Genomic DNA, 20,975 nt, shown 5'->3' on the forward strand with positions numbered 1-20,975 from the left:
GCTACACCAGCGCCGCCTGCAGCAATTCCTGGGTGTAGGGATGCCGAGGGTCGGTGAACAGTCGGTCGGTAGGGCCGTGCTCCACCACCTGGCCGTCCTTGACCACGATCACATCATGGGCCAGCGCCCGCACCACCGCCAGGTCATGGCTGATGAACAGGTAGGTCAGGCCGTGGCGCTCCTGCAACTGGCGCAGCAGTTGCACCACCTGCTTCTGCACCGTGCGGTCGAGGGCCGAGGTCGGCTCGTCCAGCAGAATCAGCGCCGGGCGCAGCACCAGTGCCCGCGCGATGGCGATACGCTGGCGCTGGCCACCGGAAAATTCGTGGGGGTAGCGGTGCCGTGCCGCGGGGTCCAGGCCTACTTCGCGCAGCACCTGGATGACCTGCTCGTCGCACGCCCGGGCGTTGGCACCGCTGTGCACTTCCAGACCTTCACTGATGATCTGCGCCACCGACATGCGCGGGCTGAGGCTGCCGAAGGGGTCCTGGAAGACCACCTGCATCTGCTTGCGCCACGGTCGCATCTGCTTCTGATCCAGGCCATCGAGTGCCTGGCCCTGGAAGCGAATGCCGCCTTGGGAATCGAGCAGGCGCAGGATCGCCTGGCCGAGCGTCGACTTGCCCGAGCCGGACTCGCCGACGATGCCCAGGGTCTTGCCCTGCTGCACGCTCAGGCTGATGCCGTCCACTGCCTTGACGAACTCGCGCGGCTTGCGAAACAGGCCGCCGTCCAACGGGTACCAGACCTTCAGGCCGTCCACCTGCAACAGTTCCGGCCGGGTTTCCTCGGACAGCACCGCGCCGGCCGGTTCAGCATCCAGCAACAGTTGGCTGTAGGGGTGCTGCGGTGCGCTGAACAGTTGCTCGCAAGCGGCCTGCTCGACGATTTCGCCGGCACGCATCACGCAGACGTGCTGGGCAATGCTGCGCACCAGGTTGAGGTCGTGGCTGATCAACAGCAGCGACATGCCCAGGCGCTTCTGCAGTGACTGCAGCAACAGCAGGATGCGCCGTTGCACCGTCACGTCGAGGGCGGTGGTGGGTTCGTCGGCGATCAACAGCTGTGGCTCGCAGGCCAATGCCATGGCGATCATCACGCGCTGGCGCTGGCCACCGGACAACTGGTGCGGGTAGGCCTTGAGGCGTTTGCGCGGGTTCTGGATGCCGACCATCTCGAGCAATTCCAGGATGCGTGCCTCGGCCTGCTTGCCGCCCATGCCCTTGTGCACCAGCAGGGTTTCACCGATCTGCTTGTGCACGGTGTGCAAGGGATTGAGCGAGGTCATGGGCTCCTGGAAAATCATCGCGATGCGGTCACCGCGCATGCGGCGCAGGGTCGCTGCATCGGCGCCCATCAGTTCCTGCCCCTGGTAGCGCACGCTGCCGCTGCTGGTGCAAGCGGTGTTGGGCAACAGTTGCAGGATGGAATGGGCAGTCACCGACTTGCCCGAACCCGATTCCCCGACCAGGGCCACGCACTGGCCGACGGGGATGTCGAAGCTCACGTCCTTGACGACCGCCTGGCCATTGAACGCCACGCTCAGGTCGCGGATTTCGATGAGGTTTTCAGCGGTCATGGGCAGGTGCCTTGGGGGGTGACAGGGAGGGCCTCTTCGCGGGCAGAGGGCTCGGCCGCCCGCCCCGCTCCCACAAATTCGGCTTCCAACAGGTCCTTGTGGGAGCGGGCTTTGCCCGCGAAGAGGCCCGCAAACCCACCGCAAAACCCGCCCTCAAGCACGCGGATCGAACGCATCGCGCAGCCCCTCTCCAATGAACACCAGCAGCGACAGTATCAGCGCCAGCGTGAAAAACGCGGTAAACCCCAACCAGGGTGCCTGCAGGTTCTGCTTGCCCTGGGCAATCAATTCCCCCAGCGAAGCGCTGCCGGCCGGCATGCCGAAACCGAGGAAATCCAACGCCGTCAGCGTGGAAATCGCCCCGGTCAGAATGAACGGCAGAAAGCTCAGGGTCGCGTTCATGGCGTTGGGCAGAATGTGCCGCAGAATGATCTTGCGGTCCGACAGCCCCAGCGCTCGCGCTGCCTTGACGTATTCCAGATTGCGCCCGCGCAGGAACTCGGCGCGCACCACGTCCACCAGCGCCAACCAGGAAAACAGCGCCATGATCCCCAGCAACCACCAGAAATTGGGTTCGACGAAGCCCGACAGGATGATCAGCAGGTAAAGCACCGGCAGCCCCGACCAGACCTCCAGCAGACGCTGGCCGAACAGGTCCACCCAACCGCCGTAGTAGCCCTGCAGAGCACCGGCGCCGATGCCGATCAGCGAGCTGATCAAGGTCAATGCCAGGGCAAACAGGATCGACACCCGCGCGCCGAAGATGACCCGCGCCAGCACATCGCGCGACTGGTCGTCGGTGCCCAGCCAGTTGGTGGTCGACGGCGGGCTGGGCGCCGGTTGGGTCAGGTCGTAGTTGGGCGTGTCGGCGCTGAACGGAATCGGCGGAAACAGCATCCAGCCGCCGCGCCCCTCGATCAGCTGGCGCACATAGTCGCTGCGGTAGTCCGCCTGGAACGGCAGCTGGCCGCCGAATTCCTGCTCGGTATGGCGCTTGAACACCGGGAAATACAGCTCGCCGTCGTACTTGAGCACCAGCGGTTTGTCATTGGCGACCAGTTCGCCGCCCAGCGTCAGGGCGAACAGGGCCAGGAACAGCCACAGCGACCACCAGCCGCGGCGGTTCTGCTTGAAGCGGTCCAGGCGACGACGGGCCAGGGGCGACAGGCGCATCAGGCATTCCTCGCGCTGAAGTCGATGCGTGGATCGACCAGGGTGTAGCACAGGTCGCCGATCAGTTTGATCAGCAGCCCCAGCAGGGTAAAGATGAACAGCGAGCCGAACACCACCGGATAATCCCGCGCCACGGCGGCCTCATAGCTCAGGCGACCGAGCCCGTCGAGCGAGAAGATCACCTCGATCAGCAACGAACCGGCGAAGAACACGCTGATGAACGCCTGGGGCAGGCCGGCCACCACCAGCAGCATGGCGTTGCGGAACACGTGGCCGTACAGCACCCGTTGCTCGCTCAGGCCCTTGGCCCGCGCCGTCACCACGTATTGCCGGGTGACCTCGTTGAGGAAGGAATTCTTGGTAAGAATGGTCAAGGTGGCGAAACCACCGATCACCAGCGAGGTGACCGGCAGCACCAGGTGCCAGAAGTAGTCGGCGACCTTGCCCAGCAGGCTGAGCTCGGCGAAATTGTCCGAGACCAACCCGCGCACCGGAAACCAGTTCAACGAAGTGCCTCCGGCGAACACCACGATCAGCAGCATGGCGAACAGGAACGCCGGCATGGCATAGCCGATGATGATCAGGCTGCTGCTCCAGATGTCGAAGCGGCTGCCATGGTGCACCGCCTTGCGGATGCCCAGCGGGATCGACACCAGGTAGGTGATCAAGGTGGCCCAGAAGCCCAGCGAGAGGGTCACCGGCATCTTGTCCAGGATCAGGTCGGTGACCTTGGCGCCGCGAAAGAAGCTGCTGCCGAAATCCAGCACCGCGTAGCTCTTGATCATCAGGCACAGGCGCTCGTGGGCCGGTTTGTCGAAACCGTACTGGCGCTCGATGTCCTTGATCAGTTTCGGGTCCAGGCCACGGCTGGCCCGCGAGCCGCCCTGCAGCGTGTCGCCGCCGCCACCGGTGACGCTGGCGCCGCCCACGCCCTGCAGGCGCGCGATGGCCTGCTCGACCGGGCCGCCCGGCGCGGCCTGGACGATGGCGAAATTGACCAGCAGGATCGCCAGCAAGGTCGGCACGATCAGCAGCAGGCGACGTAGCGTGTAACCCAGCATCAGTGAGTCTTCCCTGTCAGGCGGTCGCGCATCTGTTCGGTGGTCAGCGCCGTCGGGCTGACCTCCCACCAGGTTTCGATGGCCGGGTCATTGGGCGCTGGCGAGGCGGGCATGCCGAAGCGGTTCCACCACACCGTGGAGGTGCCCGGCGGGTAATAGTTGGGCACCCAGTAGTAGTTCCACTGCAGCACCCGGTCGAGGGCGTGCGCGTAGTCGCGCATCTGCGGTTGCGTGCTGGCCGCGCCGAGGCCATTGATCAGCTGGTCCACGGCCGGGTCCTTGAGCACCATCAGGTTGTTCGAGCCGGGGTCGGTGGCCACGCTCGAGCCGAAGAAGTTGTACAGCTCGATGCCCGGCGTCGGGGTCACCGGGTAGCCGCTGATGATCATGTCGTAGTCGCGCGCCATCAAGCGGTTGACGTACTGCGAGGAATCGATGCGACGAATCTCCATGGTGATGCCGATCTGCGCCAGGTTGCGTTTCCAAGGCAGCAGCAAGCGCTCCAGACCGTTCTGGGTATTGAGAAAGGTGAAGCTCAGCGGCTGGCCTTCGGCGTTCACCAGACGGTCGCCGTCGGCGTGCCAGCCGGCCAGCTGCAGCAGGCGCAAGGCTTGCAACTGCTTGTCGCGGATCAAGCCCGAGCCGTCGCTGACGGGCGCATGAAAGACTTTGCTGAACACTTCATCCGGCACCTGGCCACGCAGTTTTTCCAGAATCTGCAATTCGCCGTCGCTGGGCAATTCACGGGCGGCCAGCGGGCTGTTGGAGAAGAAGCTCTGCTGCCGGATGTACATGCCGCGCATCATCTGCCGGTTGCTCCATTCGAAGTCCCAGAGCATGGCCAGAGCCTGGCGCACGCGGCGGTCCTGGAACACCGGTCGCTGCAGATTGAAAATGAAGCCCTGGGCCGATTGCAGGCCCTGCTTGGCCAGGTGCGCGCGTTGCAGGCGGCCATCGTCGAGCGCCGGTCCGTTGTAGCCGATGGTATAGGCAGTGGCGGAGAACTCGCGGTTGTAGTCATAGCCGCCGCCACGCAGTACCTGGCGGGCGACGTCGGTGTCGCCGAAGTACTCGATGCTGAAGCGGTCGAAGTTGTACATGCCGCGTGCTTCGGGCAGGTCCTTGCCCCACCAGTCGGGGTTGCGCTGGAAGGTGATGCTGCGGCCGTTGTCGATCTTGTCGATACGGTACGGGCCGCTGCCCAGCGGTGCCTCGAAGCCGCCGCCGTTGGCGAAGTCGCGGGTTTTCCACCAGTGTTCGGGCAGCACCGGCAGTGTCGCCAGGTCCAGCGGCAGGGTGCGGCTTTCGGCGTTCTTGAAGTTGAAACGCACCTGGCGCGGGCCCTCGACCTGCACGTCCGCGACATTGGCGAACTGCGTGCGGTAGCCCAGGCTGCCTTCGCGCATCAGCAGTTCGAAGGTGTAGCGCACGTCCTGCGCGGTGATCGGCTGGCCGTCGGCGAACACCGCCTTGGGGTTGAGGTAGAAGCGCAGCCACAGGCCGTCCTCACCGCGCTCCATGCGCTCGGCCACCAGCCCGTACACGGTGTACGGCTCGTCCAGCGAGCGCACCGCCAGAGGGGCGTAGAGCAGGCCGTCGACCTGGCTGACGCCAATGCCCTTGTCGATGTACGGCAGAATGTGGTCGTACTGGCCGATCTCCACCGCCGAGCGACGCAGGCTGCCGCCCTTGGGCGCATCGGGATTCACATAGTCGAAATGCTGGAAGTCGGCAGGGTAGCGGGGCGCTTCGCCGTAGACGGTCAATGCGTGCTGCGGCGCAGCCTGGGCATTGCTCGCGGTGGTGAACAGGGCACAAAGAACGAATGAGAGGAAAGCTGCGCGCATTGTCTGCCTGATTCGAAGAGCGAAGGGTGCAGCCTAACATCATGGCCCGGTGGCATTGCAAATGCAGAACGGCCCGCGATAGACGGGCCGTTCGGGTGTAACGCAGACCGCGGACTGATCAGTCCTGACGGCTGGTGACTTCCAGCAGGTGGTAACCGAACTGGGTCTTCACCGGGCCCTGCACGACGTTGATCGGCGCGCTGAACACGACGGTGTCGAATTCCTTGACCATCTGGCCTGGGCCGAACGAACCCAGGTCGCCACCTTGGCGGCTGGAGGGGCAGGTGGAGTTGGCCTTGGCGATCTCTGCGAAATCGGCGCCGCCTTCGATCTGGGACTTGAGGTCGTTGCACTTGGCTTCGTCGGCGACCAGGATGTGGCGGGCAGTGGCTTTAGCCATGGTGATTCTCCTTTCTGAAAAAGTGGGCAGGGTACCCGATTGAGGGGGCATTTTCCTGCAAAAGTTCCATGTGAATGTCCGCAGCGATCAGTCGCGGCTGTGCACCCGGCGCCCTGCGGCGTAGGTCTGCAGCACCGCGCGGTCGTCGCCCAGGGTCATCAGCACGAACAGCACTTCCTCGAAGGTCTTGGCCTGGCCGATGCGATAGCTCAGCAGCGGCGTGGCGTGGTAGTCGAGCACCACGAAGTCGGCGTCGGTGCCTGGTTGCAGCGTGCCGATGCGGTCTTCCAGGCGCAGTGCGCGGGCGCCGCCCAGGGTCGCCAGGTACAGCGACTTGAACGGGTTGAGCTTTTCACCCTGCAACTGCATGACCTTGTACGCCTCGTTCAGGGTCTGCAGCAGCGAGAAGCTGGTACCGCCGCCGACGTCGGTGCCCAGGCCGACATTGACCTTGAAACGCTCGGCCTGAGGCAGGTTGAACAGGCCGCTGCCCAGGAACAGGTTCGAGGTGGGGCAGAAGGCGATGGCCGAGCCGGTCTCGGCCAGGCGCTGGCATTCCTCGTCGCACAGGTGCACGCCGTGGGCCAGCACCGAGCGCTCGCCGAGCAGTTGGTAATGGTCGTACACATCCAGGTAGTTGCGCCGCTCGGGGAACAGCGCCTTGACCCACTCGATTTCCTTGAGGTTCTCGCTGATGTGGGTCTGCAGATAGACGTCCGGGTATTCGCGCAGCAATTGCCCGGCCAGGGTCAACTGCGCCTCGCTGCTGGTCGGCGCGAAGCGTGGCGTCACCGCGTAGTGCAGGCGGCCCTTGCCGTGCCAGCGCTCGATCAGCGCCTTGCTCTGGGCATAGCTGCTCTGGGCGGTGTCGGTCAGGTAGTCCGGGGCGTTGCGGTCCATCATCACCTTGCCGGCGATCAGCCGCAGGTCCAGGGCCTCGGCGGCTTCGAACAGGGCGTCGACCGATTCGGGGTGAACGCTGCCGAACACCAGCGCGGTGGTGGTGCCGTTGCGCAGCAGTTCCTTGAGGAAGATATCCGCCACTTGGTCGGCATGGGCCTTGTCGCTGAACTGGCCTTCGCACGGGAAGGTGTACTCGTTCAGCCAGTCCAGCAGTTGCTCGCCATAGGAACCGACCATGCCGGTCTGTGGAAAATGAATGTGGGTGTCGATGAAACCGGGGGTGATCAAGGCATCCGGGTAATGAGTGAGCTCGATGGTGGCCGGCAGGGTCGGCAGCACCTCGTCGGCCGCGCCCAGCGCCAGGATGCGACCGTCCTCCACCACCAGCACGCCATCGGCGAAGTATTGGTAGGAGGCCTGGACACCGACCAGGGCAGGGTCGTCGAGGCTGTGCAGGATCGCGGCGCGATAGGCTTTGCGGGTAAGGCTCATGGTGCATCTCTCAAGGTAACGGGGCTGCGGCGCGAGCGCGGCAGCAGTTGGGCGACCTCCGGCGAGCTGGCTGTCCCCGGCTCGGCGCGGGCGCCAAAGTGCGCATTGTAGGTGGCGATGATCTCGGCGGCGATGGAAACGGCGATTTCCATCGGCAGCTTGCCTTTCACTGCCGCCAGGCCCATGGGGCAGCGCATGCGCTGCACTACACTGGGCGCGATGCCGCGGTCGCGCAGGCGATGCTCGAAGCGGGCGCGCTTGGTGGCCGAGCCGATCAGGCCGAACCAGGTGAAATCGTTGCGTTCGAGAATGGCCCGGGTCAACTCCAGATCGAGCGAGTGGTCGTGGGTCATGACGATGCAGTAGCTGCCCGCCGGCAGGCTCGCCACTTCATCCACCGGCTCGTCGGTGATCACCTGGCAGACCCCATCGGGCAGGCTCGGCGGGAACTCGTCGGCCCGCGAATCGACCCAACGCACCCGGCACGGCAGGCTCGCCAGCAGGGGCACCAGCGCGCGGCCGACGTGGCCAGCGCCGAACACCACCACTTGGGCCTGCGCCTGCAGCATGGGCTCGAACAGCAGCACCGTGCCACCGCCGCAGCATTGGCCCAGGCTGGCGCCCAGGCTGAAGCGTTCCAGGCGCGTGGCGCGGGTGCCTTCGGCGAGCATCTGTCGAGCGATGTGCAGGCACTTGTACTCCAGATGACCGCCGCCGATGGTGTCGTACAGGGCGGTGGCACTGACCACCATCTTGGCCCCGGCGTTGCGCGGCGTAGAGCCCTTTTCTTCGATGATGGTCACCAGCACGCAGGCTTCACCGCGGGCCTGATGCTCGGCCAGCGCGCCGATCCAGTCAGTCATGGGCAGTGCTCCCCTCGGTCGCCTTGCGCATCTGCTCGCAGCCCCAGAGCACCCGTTCCGGGGTGGCGGGGGCGTCGATGTTCGGTTGCAGGCGGTAATCACCCAGGCTCGCCACGGCGTCCTTGATCGCGCACCAGGCGGCGATGCCCAGCATGAACGGCGGCTCGCCCACGGCCTTGGAATGGAACACCGTGTCTTCCGGGTTCTTGCGGTTCTCAACCAGGTGCACGCGCAGATCCTGTGGCATGTCGGCCACCGCCGGAATCTTGTACGAGGCCGGCCCGCTGGTCAGCAGCTTGCCTTGGTCGCTCCACACCAGTTCCTCGCACGTCAGCCAGCCCACTCCTTGCAGGAAGCCGCCTTCCACCTGGCCGAGGTCGATGGCCGGGTTCAACGAGGCGCCGACGTCATGCAGGATATCGGTGCGCAACAGCTTGTACTCGCCGGTCAGGGTGTCGATCAGCACTTCGCAGCACGCCGCGCCGTAGGCGAAATAGTAGAACGGTCGGCCACGCGCCAGGCTGCGGTCGTAGTGGATCTTCGGCGTCTTGTAATAACCGGTGCTGGACAGCGACACCTGGCCCATCCACGCCTGCTGCACCAGGCTCTGGAACGTCAGCAACTGGTCCCGTACGCGCACGTGGCCGTTGCTGAACGCCACGTCTTCTTCACTGACCCGATAATGCCGGGCGGCGAACTCCACCAGCCGCTGCTTGAGGATCAGCGCGGCGTTCTGCGCCGCCTTGCCGTTCAGGTCGGCGCCACTGGAAGCCGCGGTGGGGGAGGTGTTGGGCACCTTGTCGGTATTGGTCGCGGTGATCTGGATGCGGCCGATATCGACCTGGAACACCTCGGCCACCACCTGCGCGACCTTGACGTTCAAGCCCTGGCCCATTTCGGTGCCGCCGTGGTTCAGGTGAATGCTGCCGTCGGTGTAGATATGGATCAGCGCCCCGGCCTGGTTGAGGAAGCTGGCGGTGAACGAGATACCGAACTTCACCGGCGTCAGTGCCAGGCCTTTCTTCAATATCGGGCTGTCGGCGTTGAACGCGCGGATCGCCTCGCGGCGCGGGCCATAGTCGCAGCTGGCTTCGAGCTCGGCGGTGATCTCTTCGAGCAGGTTGTGCTCCACCGTCTGATAGTAGTGGGTGACGTTGCGCTCGGTCTTGCCGTAGTAGTTGGCCTTGCGAACCGCCAGCGGGTCGAGGGCCAGATGGCGGGCGATGCGGTCCATCACTTCCTCGATGGCGACCATGCCCTGGGGGCCGCCGAAGCCACGGTAGGCGGTGTTCGACGCGGTGTGGGTCTTGCAGCGGTGGCCATTGATGGTGGCGTCGCCCAGGTAATAGGCGTTGTCGGCATGGAACATCGCCCGGTCGACGATGGATGCCGACAGGTCAGGGGAGTAGCCGCAGTTGCCGGCCAAGTCCAAGTTGATACCGTGCAGGCGCCCGCTGTCGTCGAAACCGACGTCGTACTCGATGTAGAAGGGGTGGCGCTTGCCGGTCATGAGCATGTCCTCGACCCGCGGCAGGCGCATCTTGGTCGGCTGCCCGGTCAGGTGCGCCACCACCGCGCACAGACAGGCCGGGCTGGCCGCCTGGGTTTCCTTGCCGCCGAAGCCGCCACCCATGCGGCGCATGTCCACCACCACCTGGCTCATCGACACGCCCAGCACTTCGGCCACCAGCTTCTGCACCTCGGTGGGGTTCTGCGTCGAGCAGTAGACGATCATGCCGCCGTCCTCGGTGGGCATCACCGAGCTGATCTGCGTCTCCAGGTAGAAATGCTCCTGGCCACCGATGTGCAGGCTGCCCTGCAGGCGATGGGTGGCGCTGGCCAGAGCGGTCGCCGAATCACCGCGCTGGTGGGTGTGGCTGTCGAGCACGAAATGCTTCTGCCGCAGCGCCTCGACCACGTCCAGCACCGGCGGCAGATCTTCGTACTCGATCACGGCGGCCATCGCCCCGCGGCGGGCGCTGTCGAGGTCGCGCGCCGCCACGGCCAGCACCGGCTGGCCAACGAACTCGACCTTGTCGATCGCCAGCAGCGGGTCGCCCGGCAGCAGCGGGCCGATGTCCTTGAGGCCGGGAATGTCCTCGTGGGTGATCGCCAGGCGCACGCCGGGAATGGTGTAGCAGGCCGACGTGTCGATGCGCACGATGCGCGCGTGGGCACGGTCGGAAAGCCGGGCGTACACGTGCAGCTGGTTGGGGAATTCCAGGCGGTCGTCGATGTACACCGCCTCACCGGTGACGTGCTTGTCGGCGCTGTCGTGCTTGACGCCCCGGCCAACGCCGGTGGTCAGGCCCTGGGCGAACAGTTCAGCCATGCGTGCCTGGCTGTCGGGCGCTGGATGCTCAGACATGGGCGCTCACCCGCGTTTGAATGTGTGGCGACTGCAGCTCGAGGAAACACTTGCGCAGCAGGTTCTGTGCGGTCAGCAGGCGGTACTGCTTGCTCGCGCGAAAATCCGACAGCGGTGTGAAGTCCTCGGCCAGGGCGGCGCAGGCGGCCTCGACGCTGGCCTTGTTCCAGGGCTTGCCGAGCAGTGCCGATTCGCAGGCCGCAGCGCGTTTGGGAATTGCCGCCATGCCGCCAAAGGCGGCGCGCACCTCGTGCACCACACCGTCTTCGATCAACAGGTCGAACGCGGCGCAAACCGCGGAAATGTCATCGTTCAGGCGTTTCGACACCTTGTAGGCGCGGAAAGCCCGGCGCGGGTCGGCGCGGGGCACGATGACCTTCTCGATGAACTCGCCGTCTTCGCGAGCGGTGATGCGGTAGTCGATGAAATAGTCCTGCAGGGGCAGGGTGCGGCTGCGCGAGCCTTTGCGCAGTACCACCTGTGCGCCCAGGGCCAGCAGCAGCGGCGGGGTATCACCGATCGGCGACGCATTGCCGATGTTCCCGCCCAGGGTGGCCTGGTTGCGGATCTGCAACGAGGCGAAGCGGTGCAGCAGGTGGCCGAAATCCGCGTACTCGTGCGCCAGTGCCTGATAGCAGTCGGTCAGCGGCGTGGCCGCGCCGATCTCGAGGCGGTCGTCGAACGTCTCGATGCGCTTCATCTCGGCTACGTGGCCCACGTAGATCATCACCGGCAGCACCCGGTGCGCCTGGGTGACCTCCAGCGCCAGGTCGGTGCCGCCGGCCAGCAGTCGTGCTTCGGGCTGCTCGCTGTACAGCTCGGCCAGATCGGCCACGGTCAAGGGCACCAGGCAGCGGTTGTTGCCGCCGTGGAGTTCGTCGGTGTGCGCCGGTGCAATGGTTTTCAGCCTGGCGATGGTCTGCGCCTGTTGGCTGTCGAACTGATCGGGCAGTGCAGGTCCGCCGCAGGCCTGGGCCGCGGCGTCGAGAATCGGCCGGTAGCCGGTGCAGCGGCACAGGTTGCCGGCCAGTGCTTCGCAGGCCTGCTCGCGGCTGGCCTGGGGTTGGTTCTTCTGCAGGGCAAACAGCGACATGACGAAACCCGGGGTGCAGAACCCGCACTGCGAGCCATGGCAATCGACCATGGCCTGCTGCACGCTGTGCAGACGGCCCTGATGCTTGAGGTCCTCGACACTGAGCAGCTGCTTGCCGTGCAGGCTGGCGACGAAGGTCAGGCAGGCGTTGCTGCTGCGATAGCGTATATGCGTCTGCGCACCGTCTTCCACCAGTTCGCCGATCACTACCGTGCACGCACCGCAATCGCCGCTGGCGCACCCCTCTTTGGTGCCTGGCCGCGCCAGATCGGTGCGCAGGTAGTCGAGCACGGTCAGATTCGGGTCCAGGGCATGCTCGGTATGCAGCTGTTGATTCAAGAGAAACTGGATCACGGATGGCCTCACGACACCTGATTCTTGGGTCTGCCTTGAGCAGAATCTATGCGGCGGCCGGGAAGGGGTCAACGATTAGCTGACCTGCGGGTCAGGAAGTTTCGCGAACCCGTTGCCTGCACCCCGGCAGTCCTGCTTTTGCCAAGCCACATCCGTGCCAACTGCCGCCTTTGCCGTTCAATTGGAGTACACTGCGCCGCATGCTTTGATCACAGCTTGCCGATTACCGATTGTCGAAGGAAACCCATGACGTTCAAGGCGCCGGACAGCCTCGCCGAGCAAATTGCCCATCATCTGGCCGAGCGCATCATCAGCGGTGAGCTCAAGCCGGCCGAGCGCATTCAGGAACTCAAGGTCACCCAGGCGCTGAACGTCAGCCGCGGCTCGGTGCGCGAAGCCCTGTTGATTCTCGAGCGCCGCCACCTGGTCGAGATCCTGCCGCGGCGCGGCGCCCAGGTCAGCGAACTCACCGAGCACAAGGTGCGCAGCCTCTGTGCCCTGATGGGCGAGATGTACATCATGCTCGGCGACGCCGTGGCCCAGCGCTGGCAGACCGAGGCCGACCTCGCACCGTTCCTGGTCATCCAGCAACGCCTGCAGACCAGCTACGAGCGCCAGGACATCAACGCCTTCGTCGAGGACAGCTTCAACGTCATGCGCGCCGCCTATCCGTTCGCCAACAACCCGTACCTGCAGGAAACCATCGAGAACCTCCAGCCGGCCATGAACCGCACCTATTACCTGGCGCTGGAGCAGCGCAAGGCCTCGATGAGCGAATACCTGGCCTTGTTCGGGCGGCTGCTGCAGGCGGTTTCCGCGCGCGATCCGCAGCTCATCCGCAAGGTCCTCGGCGAATACTGCCAGCGCAGCTGCGAACTGGTGCTCAGCGCCCTGGCGGCGCGCTGAGCATGCGCCTCAAGTGTATTCGCCTGGCCGGGTTCAAGTCGTTCGTCGACCCGACCACAGTCAACTTCCCCAGCAACATGGCTGCCGTGGTCGGGCCCAACGGTTGCGGCAAGTCCAACATCATCGACGCCGTGCGCTGGGTCATGGGCGAGAGCTCGGCGAAGAACCTGCGCGGCGAGTCGATGACCGACGTCATCTTCAACGGCTCCACCAGCCGCAAGCCGGTCAGCCAGGCCAGCATCGAGCTGGTGTTCGACAACAGCGACAGCACGCTGGTGGGCGAGTACGCGGCCTACGCGGAAATCTCGATCCGGCGCAAGGTCACCCGCGAAAGCCAGAACACCTATTACCTGAACGGCACCAAGTGTCGGCGCCGCGACATCACCGACATCTTTCTCGGCACCGGCCTGGGCCCGCGCAGCTACTCGATCATCGAGCAGGGCATGATCTCCAAGCTGATCGAGGCCAAGCCCGAAGACCTGCGCAACTTCATCGAGGAAGCCGCCGGCATCTCCAAGTACAAGGAGCGCCGCCGCGAGACCGAAAGTCGCCTTCGCCGTACCCACGAGAACCTGGCGCGCCTGACCGACCTGCGCGAAGAGCTGGAACGCCAGCTCGAACGCCTGCACCGCCAGGCCCAGGCGGCCGAGAAATACCAGCAGTACAAAGCCGAGGAACGCCAGCTCAAGGCGCAGCTGTCGGCCTTGCGCTGGCAAACCCTGAACGAGCAGGTGGGCCAGCGCGAAGCGGTCATCGCCGATCAGGAGGTGGCCTTCGAAGCGCTGGTGGCAGAACAGCGCAACGCCGATGCGGGCATCGAGCGCCTGCGCGATGGCCATCACGAGCTGTCCGAACGCTTCAATACCGTGCAGGCGCGCTTCTATTCCGTGGGCGGTGACATCGCCCGGGTCGAGCAGAACATCCAGCACGGCCAGCAGCGCCTGCGCCAACTGCAGGACGATTTCAAGGAAGCCGAACGCGCTCGCCTGGAAACCGAATCGCACCTGGGCCACGACCAGACCCTGCTGGCGACCCTGGGCGAAGAGCTGGACATGCTCGAGCCCGAGCAGGCAATCAGCAGTGCCGCCGCCGAAGAAGCGGCGGCGGCGCTGGAAGAAGCGGAAACCCGCATGCACGGTTGGCAGGAGCAGTGGGACCGGTTCAACACTGACTCGGCCGAGCCACGGCGCCTGGCCGAAGTTCAGCAGGCGCGCATCGCCCAGCTCGAACTCTCGATGCAGCGCCTGGCCGAGCGGCAGCGGCGCCACAGCGAAGAGCGCGAACTGCTGGCGGCCGACCCTGAAGACGCGGCCATTCTCGAACTGGCCGAACAGCTGGCCAGCAGCGAAATGCTCATCGAAGAGTGGACCGCCGAGGAACGGCAACAGGCCGAACAGCTGGACGCTACCCGTCAGCAACTGCAACAGGCGACCCAGGCCCAGCAACAGGCCCAGGGCGAGCTGCAGCGGCTCAATGGCCGCCTGGCTTCCCTCGAGGCTTTGCAGCAGGCCGCGCTGGATCCGGGCACGGGCACCGCGCAGTGGCTGGATCAACAGGGGCTGGCCGGCCATCCGCGCCTGGCCGAAGGGCTGCGCGTCGAGCCTGGCTGGGAGCTGGCGGTGGAAACCGTGTTGGGCGCCGATCTCCAGGCAGTGCTGGTCGATGATCTGCAAGGCCTCGACCTGGCCGGCTTCGATCAGGGCGAACTGCGCCTGATCAGTGCGGCTGCGGGCGCCGTAGGCTTGCCAGACAGTCTGCTGCACAAGGTTCACAGCCAGGTCGACCTGAGCCCCTGGCTCGCGGGGGTGCGAACGGTCGCCGACCTCGACACCGCGCTGGCCCAGCGCAGCCAATTGGCCGCCGGCGAGAGCCTGGTCAGCCAGGACGGCTATTGGCTGGGTCGGCACTTTCTGCGCGTCAGCCGTGGCAACGACGCCAGCCGCGGGGTTCTGGCCCGCGGGCAGGAGCTGCAGGCCCTGCAGTTGGACGTCGAGTCCCGCGAAGCAGGCTTGGCGCAATTGCAGGAACAGCTTGCGGCCTGCCGTGAACGGCAGGATGCCCAGGAACAGCTGCGCGAACAGCTGCGCCGCCGCATCCAGAATGAAAACCGTCAGCAGGGCGAGCTCAAGGCCACGCTCTCGGCGAGCCGGGCCAGGGCCGAGCAGCTGGCGCTGCGTCGTCGGCGCCTCGACGAAGAACTCGGCGAACTGGCCGAACAGCGCGCCCTGGAACACGAGCAGCTCGGTGAGTCGCGCCTGCAGTTGCAGGACGCGCTCGACGCCATGGCCACCGACACCGAACAGCGCGAACAGCTCATGGCGCAGCGCGACAGCCTGCGCGAAGGCCTGGAGCGCATTCGCCAGGACGCCCGCCAGCACAAGGATCGCGCGCATCAGTTGGCGGTTCGCCTGGGCTCGCTGCGCGCCCAGCACGACTCCACTGGCCAGGCGCTGGAACGCCTGCAATTGCAGGCCGAGCGTTTGGGCGAGAAACGCGAACAATTGAGTCTGAACCTGGAGGAGGGCGAGGCCCCGCTCGAAGAACTGCGCCTGGACCTCGAAGGCCTGCTCGAACAGCGCATGGCCGTCGACGAAGAAATGCGTCACGCGCGGCTGGCACTGGACGATGCCGATCGCGAGCTGCGCGAGGTCGAAAAACGTCGCACCCAGGCCGAGCAGCAGAGCCAGCTGTTGCGCGGCCAGCTGGAACAGCACCGCCTGGAGTGGCAGGGGCTCAGCGTGCGGCGCAAGACCCTGCAGGAGCAGCTGCAGGCCGACGGCTACGACCTGCACGGCGTGCTCGCCACCCTCGACGTGTTGGCCAGCGAGCAGGAGGCCGAGGAAGAACTGCAGCGTATCGACGGGCGCATCCAGCGCCTGGGCGCGATCAACCTCGCGGCCATCGACGAATACCAGCAGCAATCCGAGCGCAAGCGCTATCTTGATGCGCAAAACGCCGATCTGGCCGAAGCGCTGGACACCCTGGAAAACGTCATTCGCAAGATCGACAAGGAAACCCGCAGCCGCTTCAAGGACACCTTTGACCAGATCAATGCCGGTTTGCAGGCACTTTTTCCAAAAGTTTTCGGTGGTGGCAGTGCTTATCTGGAACTGACGGGCGAAGATTTACTCGATACAGGGGTGACGATCATGGCGCGCCCGCCCGGCAAGAAGAACAGCACCATTCATTTGCTCTCCGGTGGAGAGAAAGCCTTGACCGCACTGGCCCTGGTTTTCGCTATCTTCAAACTGAATCCGGCGCCGTTCTGCATGCTCGACGAAGTCGATGCACCGTTGGACGACGCCAACGTTGGTCGTTACGCGCGGTTGGTGAAAGAGATGTCGCAGACGGTGCAGTTCATCTATATCACCCACAACAAAATCGCCATGGAGATGGCCGATCAGTTGATGGGGGTGACCATGCACGAACCCGGTTGCTCGCGACTGGTGGCCGTGGACGTGGAAGAGGCATTGGCCATGGTCGAGGCCTGAAAAACCCTTATCATGGCGTTAAAATCGAGCCAAATGCGACAGACGGTGTAAAGTTGTTTCTGGTCGTGCTAGTTTTACCAAAGTCTTGTTTACGCGTGGGAAAACGCCTGTCAGAACATACAGTTGGCGCCACGTCTTAAAGAGGGTTCACACCCTTTATTTTTCAGCATTTTTATAGAGGCACGGGATTACATGGAAATCGGTCTGCGCGAGTGGCTGATCCTCATCGGCATCATTGTCATTGCCGGTATTCTTTTCGACGGCTGGCGCCGGATGCGTGGCGGCAAGGGCAAGCTCAAGTTTCGCCTGGATCGCAACATCAACAACCTTCCCGAGGAAGACACGGGCGCCGAAGTGCTCGGTCCGCCTCGCGTACTCGATGCTCATAAAGAGCCGCAACTGGATGAGCATGACCTGCCGTCCATGAGCGCCCAGCGCGACGGCGGCAACCAGCGTGCCAAGCGCGAGCCGTCGGCCGACCACGCTGATCTCAACCTGGCCGTGGAGCCGGACGAGATCAAGGAGCCCCGCGAGGCCCGGCCGACCAAGCCTGCACGCGAGCCCAAGCCGGCCAAACCGCAGCCTGCGATGAAAGCGGCGCGTGACGCCCACGACGATTTCGCCAGCGAGGGCAAGGGGTTTTCCAGCAGCGGTGCCCCGGCCGTGGAGAAAGACCTGCCACCGGTTGAGGAGGTGCTGGTGATCAGCGTCATCTCGCGCAGCGAGAGCGGCTTCCGCGGCCCTGCGCTGCTGCAGAACATCCTGGAAAGCGGCCTGCGCTTCGGCGAAATGGACATTTTCCATCGTCACGAAAGCATGGCCGGCAATGGCGAAGTGCTGTTCTCCATGGCCAATGCGGTCAAGCCGGGCATCTTCGATCTGGACGATATCGACCATTTCAGCACCCGTGCCGTGAGCTTCTTCCTCGGTCTGCCAGGCCCGCGTCATCCCAAGCAGGCCTTCGACGTGATGGTGGCTGCGGCGCGCAAGCTGGCCCATGAACTAGACGGCGAGTTGAAGGACGACCAGCGCAGCGTATTGACCGCGCAGACCATCGAGCACTACCGCCAGCGCATCGTCGAATTCGAACGCCGCGCCATGACTCACAAGCGGTAAGTCCGATACTGCCGCAGCCTGCTCCTCTGTGGTGACAGGCTCTGGCCCCTTTCTGTGGGAGCCGGCCAGTGGGAACAGGCCCTGCTTCCTGTGTGGGAGCGGGCTCTGCCCGCGAAGGCATCACCGCGGACTTGCCGGTTCCCCCGGCTTTCCCTGTGAACAGCGCCTGCAAAGGCCCCACCGCCAAACCCGGATCCAACCCAAGAGCAGCCCAGGCTGCTCTTTTGCTTCAAGCGAGAACCGATCATGACCGACGCCACCCGTATCCTCGAACTGCGTGCCGAACTTGACCAGCACAATTACCGTTACCACGTGCTCGACGAACCCAGCATCCCCGACGCCGAATACGACCGTCTGTTCCATGAACTGAAAGCGCTCGAAGCCGCCCACCCCGAGCTGGTCACCCCCGACTCGCCCACGCAGCGCGTTGGCAACGCTGCATTGACCGCGTTCTCCCAGGTGCGCCACGAGATCCCCATGCTCAGCCTGGGCAACGCCTTCGAAGAAGTCGACCTGCGTGAATTCGACCGCCGCGTCACCGAAGGCCTCGACCTGCCCACCGGTGATCTGTTCGGCAGCGGCGCGGCCATCCACTACAGCTGCGAACCCAAGCTCGACGGCCTGGCTGTCTCCCTGCTGTATCAGGACGGCGCCCTGGTTCGCGGCGCCACCCGCGGCGATGGCACCACCGGCGAAGACATCAGTGTCAACGTGCGCACCATCCGCAACATCCCGCTCAAGCTGCACGGCAGTGGCTGGCCACCGGTGCTGGAAGTGCGCGGCGAGGTTTACATGTCCAAGGCCGGCTTCGAGCGGCTCAACGCCAGCCAGATGGAAGTCGGCGGCAAGACCTTCGCCAACCCGCGCAACGCTGCGGCCGGCAGCCTGCGTCAGCTCGACTCGAAGATCACCGCCAGCCGTCCCCTGGAGTTCTGCTGCTACGGCATCGGCCAAGTTACCGAAGACATCGCCACCACCCACACCGGCAACCTCGAACAGCTCAAGAAATGGGGCATGCCGATCAGTCGCGAACTCAAGGTCGCGGAAAACATCGAGCAGTGCCTGGAGTACTACCACGACATCGGCGCCCGCCGAACCCAGCTGCCCTATGAAATCGACGGTGTGGTGTTCAAGGTCAACAGCGTGGCCTCTCAGCGCGAGCTGGGCTTTCGCGCGCGCGAGCCGCGTTGGGCGATTGCCCATAAATTCCCCGCCATGGAAGAGCTCACCGAACTGCTCGACGTGGAATTTCAGGTGGGCCGCACCGGCGCCGTTACACCCGTGGCGCGGCTCAAGCCGGTCAAGGTGGCAGGGGTCACGGTGGCCAACGCTACCCTGCACAACATGGACGAAGTGGCGCGCCTGGGCCTGATGATCGGCGATACCGTGATCATCCGTCGCGCCGGTGACGTCATTCCCCAGGTCATGCAGGTGGTGGTCGAGCGTCGGCCGGACAACGCCCGTGCGGTTCAGGTGCCGGAAACCTGCCCGGTGTGCGGCTCCCATGTCGAGCGCACCCAGCTGGTCAAGCGCAGCAAGGGCAAGCAGACGGTCAGCGAAGGCGCGGTCTATCGCTGTGTCGGGCGGTTGGCCTGTGGTGCGCAACTCAAGCAGGCGATCATACATTTCGTCTCGCGGCGAGCGATGGACATCGACGGGCTCGGTGAAAAGAGCGTCGAGCAGTTGGTCGACGAAGGCCTGGTCAGTTCGCCCGCCGACCTCTACACGCTGCAGTTCGACGACGTGGTCAAGCTGGACGGCTTCGCCGAGGTGTCCAGCAACAACCTGCTCAAGGCCATCGCCGACAGCAAGCAGCCGAGCCTGGCACGCTTCATCTATGCCTTGGGCATCCCCGACGTGGGCGAGGAAACGGCCAAGGTGTTGGCACGCTCGCTGGGCTCGTTGCAGCGCGTCAGCGAAGCGCTGCCGCAGGTGCTGACTTATCTGCCGGACGTCGGCCTGGAAGTGGCCTTCGAGATCCACAGCTTCTTCGAAGACCCGCACAACCGCAGCGTCATCCAGCAATTGCTCGAGCGCGGCCTGCAGTTGCAGGAGGAGGGCGATGTACACCCCGAGTACGCCGCCAGCACCACCCTGGCCGGCATGATCGCCAAGCTGGAGATCAATTCGGTAGGGCCGACTGGCGCCGAGAAGCTGGTGGCCAAGCTGGGCAGCCTGGACCAGATCATCGCCGCCGACGGCATCGACCTGCGCCAGGCGCTCAACGCCCGGCAGGCGGAGGCGGTGCGCGAGTACTTCAAGGAGCCGCGCAACGCCGAGACGGCCAAGGCCGTGGAAGCGCAGTTGCAAGCCTTCGGCATGCACTGGGCGAGCGAGAAAAAAGTCGTCGAAGGCCTGCCCCTGGCGGGGCAGACGTGGGTACTGACCGGCTCGCTGGAGCAGATGAGCCGCGACGAAGCCAAGCAGAGGCTCGAAGCCCTTGGGGCCAAGGTCTCCGGCTCGGTTTCCGCCAAGACCCACACCGTGGTGGCAGGCCCCGGCGCCGGCTCCAAATTGGCCAAGGCCAGCGAACTGGGCATCAAGGTCCTCGACGAAGAGCAGTTCCTGAAGTTTCTTGACAATATGTAACATCATGACATGACGTATCGGGGCTCACCCCCAACCCCTGCGTCAACCCCAGCGACCAGGCCGATGGCCTCAGTGGAGCTCATTATGCCGCCCCCCTGTGGGAGCGGGCTCTGCCCGCGAAGAGGCCCGCACATTCACTGCCTCATCCGAAATGTGCACCGCTCATTCAGACGCCTTCGCGGGCAGAGCCCGCTCCCACAATGTTCTGCGACACTACGATCCAAGGTATCACCCACGATCCCCTGTGGGAGCGGGCTCTGCCCGCGAAGAGGCCCGCCCATCCAGACGCCTTCGCGGGCAGAGCCCGCTCCCACAATGGCCTGCAACACTACGATCCAAGGCATCACCCATGATCCCCTGTGGGAGCGGGCTCTGCCCGCGAAGAGGCCCGCACATTCACCGCCCCATCCGAAATGTGCACCGCCCATCCAGACGCCTTCGCGGGCAAAGCCCGCTCCCACAATGGCCTGCAACACTGCGATCCAAGGCATCACCCACGATCCCCTTGTGGGAGCGGGCTCTGCCCGCGAAGAGGCCCGCACATTCACCGCCTCATCCGAAATGTACGCCGCCCATCCAGACGCCTTCGCGGGCAGAGCCCGCTCCCACAATGTTCTGCGACATCCCCCCAACGCGGCTCGCGCCGCTGCTACACGGACCTGCTTCAACCTCCCATCCGCATTTCCACCCAACCTCCACCGCAAATGAAACCTTTGCCACACCGGCAAGCTCTAGTCATG

Annotated in this window: 13 protein-coding genes; 4 read left to right on the forward strand and 9 right to left on the reverse strand. The window is 64.8% G+C overall.

All coding sequences use genetic code 11. The annotated features are described in order from the left end of the window. Position 1: 1 nt before the first annotated feature. From ONG87_RS09010 to xdhA, 9 genes are all read right to left on the reverse strand, one after another. On the reverse strand, positions 2-1,579 hold the full coding sequence (locus ONG87_RS09010) for an ABC transporter ATP-binding protein (RefSeq protein ID WP_264382693.1): 1,578 nt from the start codon (positions 1,577-1,579) through the stop codon (positions 2-4). A 153-nt stretch (positions 1,580-1,732) separates the two neighbouring features. Beyond that, positions 1,733-2,755, reverse strand: a complete 1,023-nt coding sequence (locus tag ONG87_RS09015) for an ABC transporter permease (RefSeq protein WP_122479667.1) — start codon at positions 2,753-2,755, stop codon at positions 1,733-1,735. Further along, positions 2,752-3,813, reverse strand: coding sequence for a microcin C ABC transporter permease YejB (locus tag ONG87_RS09020; RefSeq protein ID WP_264382694.1), 1,062 nt, complete (start codon positions 3,811-3,813; stop codon positions 2,752-2,754). Before ONG87_RS09020 ends, ONG87_RS09015 begins: the two co-directional genes overlap by 4 nt. Further along, positions 3,813-5,660, reverse strand: coding sequence for an extracellular solute-binding protein (locus ONG87_RS09025; RefSeq protein WP_264382695.1), 1,848 nt, complete (start codon positions 5,658-5,660; stop codon positions 3,813-3,815). Before ONG87_RS09025 ends, ONG87_RS09020 begins: the two co-directional genes overlap by 1 nt. Before the next feature lie 118 nt (positions 5,661-5,778). Beyond that, positions 5,779-6,060 carry a peptidylprolyl isomerase gene (locus ONG87_RS09030; protein ID WP_122795683.1) on the reverse strand — a complete coding sequence of 94 codons (282 nt, stop codon included), beginning with the start codon at positions 6,058-6,060 and terminating at the stop codon, positions 5,779-5,781. A gap of 87 nt (positions 6,061-6,147) precedes the next feature. Beyond that, the gene (guaD, locus tag ONG87_RS09035; RefSeq protein WP_264382696.1) at positions 6,148-7,455 is read right to left on the reverse strand and encodes a guanine deaminase; all 1,308 of its coding nucleotides are present in this window, start codon (positions 7,453-7,455) and stop codon (positions 6,148-6,150) included. Next, positions 7,452-8,318: a xanthine dehydrogenase accessory protein XdhC gene (gene xdhC, locus ONG87_RS09040; RefSeq protein WP_264382697.1), complete on the reverse strand. Its 867-nt coding sequence runs from the start codon at positions 8,316-8,318 to the stop codon at positions 7,452-7,454. The genes guaD and xdhC overlap by 4 nt, the downstream gene beginning before the upstream one ends. Then, positions 8,311-10,686, reverse strand: coding sequence for a xanthine dehydrogenase molybdopterin binding subunit (gene xdhB, locus ONG87_RS09045; RefSeq protein ID WP_192057226.1), 2,376 nt, complete (start codon positions 10,684-10,686; stop codon positions 8,311-8,313). The genes xdhC and xdhB overlap by 8 nt, the downstream gene beginning before the upstream one ends. Beyond that, positions 10,679-12,133 (reverse strand): xanthine dehydrogenase small subunit, encoded by a 1,455-nt coding sequence (gene xdhA, locus ONG87_RS09050; RefSeq protein WP_264382698.1) that lies wholly within the window; start codon positions 12,131-12,133, stop codon positions 10,679-10,681. The genes xdhB and xdhA overlap by 8 nt, the downstream gene beginning before the upstream one ends. Before the next feature lie 246 nt (positions 12,134-12,379). On the opposite strand from xdhA, the gene ONG87_RS09055 reads away from it, so the two are divergent. The 4 genes from ONG87_RS09055 to ligA all read left to right on the forward strand — a co-directional run bounded on the left by ONG87_RS09055 (position 12,380) and on the right by ligA (position 20,235). Beyond that, entirely contained in the window at positions 12,380-13,039 is a 660-nt protein-coding gene (locus tag ONG87_RS09055) for a GntR family transcriptional regulator (RefSeq protein WP_122795688.1), read from the forward strand. Positions 13,040-13,041: 2 nt separating this feature from the next. Continuing rightward, complete coding sequence (gene smc, locus ONG87_RS09060; protein ID WP_264382699.1) at positions 13,042-16,530, forward strand: chromosome segregation protein SMC; 3,489 nt, start codon at positions 13,042-13,044, stop codon at positions 16,528-16,530. A 192-nt stretch (positions 16,531-16,722) separates the two neighbouring features. Continuing rightward, the gene (gene zipA, locus ONG87_RS09065; RefSeq protein ID WP_122478420.1) at positions 16,723-17,646 is read left to right on the forward strand and encodes a cell division protein ZipA; all 924 of its coding nucleotides are present in this window, start codon (positions 16,723-16,725) and stop codon (positions 17,644-17,646) included. Between the two features lie 246 nt (positions 17,647-17,892). Next, positions 17,893-20,235, forward strand: coding sequence for an NAD-dependent DNA ligase LigA (gene ligA, locus ONG87_RS09070; protein WP_264382700.1), 2,343 nt, complete (start codon positions 17,893-17,895; stop codon positions 20,233-20,235). The last annotated feature ends 740 nt before the right edge of the window (positions 20,236-20,975 follow it).

Origin of the sequence: Pseudomonas sp. MM227 (genome assembly GCF_947090715.1) — a bacterium.
GTDB lineage: Bacteria > Pseudomonadota > Gammaproteobacteria > Pseudomonadales > Pseudomonadaceae > Aquipseudomonas > Aquipseudomonas baltica.

Bases quoted from the DNA above. Each gene is read 5' to 3' on its own strand.
- guaD (WP_264382696.1), bottom strand. From the start codon at position 7,455: ATGAGCCTTACCCGCAAAGCCTATCGCGCCGCGATCCTGCACAGCCTC.
- ligA (WP_264382700.1), top strand. From the start codon at position 17,893: ATGACCGACGCCACCCGTATCCTCGAACTGCGTGCCGAACTTGACCAG.
- ONG87_RS09025 (WP_264382695.1), bottom strand. From the start codon at position 5,660: ATGCGCGCAGCTTTCCTCTCATTCGTTCTTTGTGCCCTGTTCACCACC.
- zipA (WP_122478420.1), top strand. From the start codon at position 16,723: ATGGAAATCGGTCTGCGCGAGTGGCTGATCCTCATCGGCATCATTGTC.
- ONG87_RS09020 (WP_264382694.1), bottom strand. From the start codon at position 3,813: ATGCTGGGTTACACGCTACGTCGCCTGCTGCTGATCGTGCCGACCTTG.
- smc (WP_264382699.1), top strand. From the start codon at position 13,042: ATGCGCCTCAAGTGTATTCGCCTGGCCGGGTTCAAGTCGTTCGTCGAC.
- xdhC (WP_264382697.1), bottom strand. From the start codon at position 8,318: ATGACTGACTGGATCGGCGCGCTGGCCGAGCATCAGGCCCGCGGTGAA.
- xdhB (WP_192057226.1), bottom strand. From the start codon at position 10,686: ATGTCTGAGCATCCAGCGCCCGACAGCCAGGCACGCATGGCTGAACTG.
- ONG87_RS09055 (WP_122795688.1), top strand. From the start codon at position 12,380: ATGACGTTCAAGGCGCCGGACAGCCTCGCCGAGCAAATTGCCCATCAT.
- ONG87_RS09030 (WP_122795683.1), bottom strand. From the start codon at position 6,060: ATGGCTAAAGCCACTGCCCGCCACATCCTGGTCGCCGACGAAGCCAAG.
- ONG87_RS09010 (WP_264382693.1), bottom strand. From the start codon at position 1,579: ATGACCGCTGAAAACCTCATCGAAATCCGCGACCTGAGCGTGGCGTTC.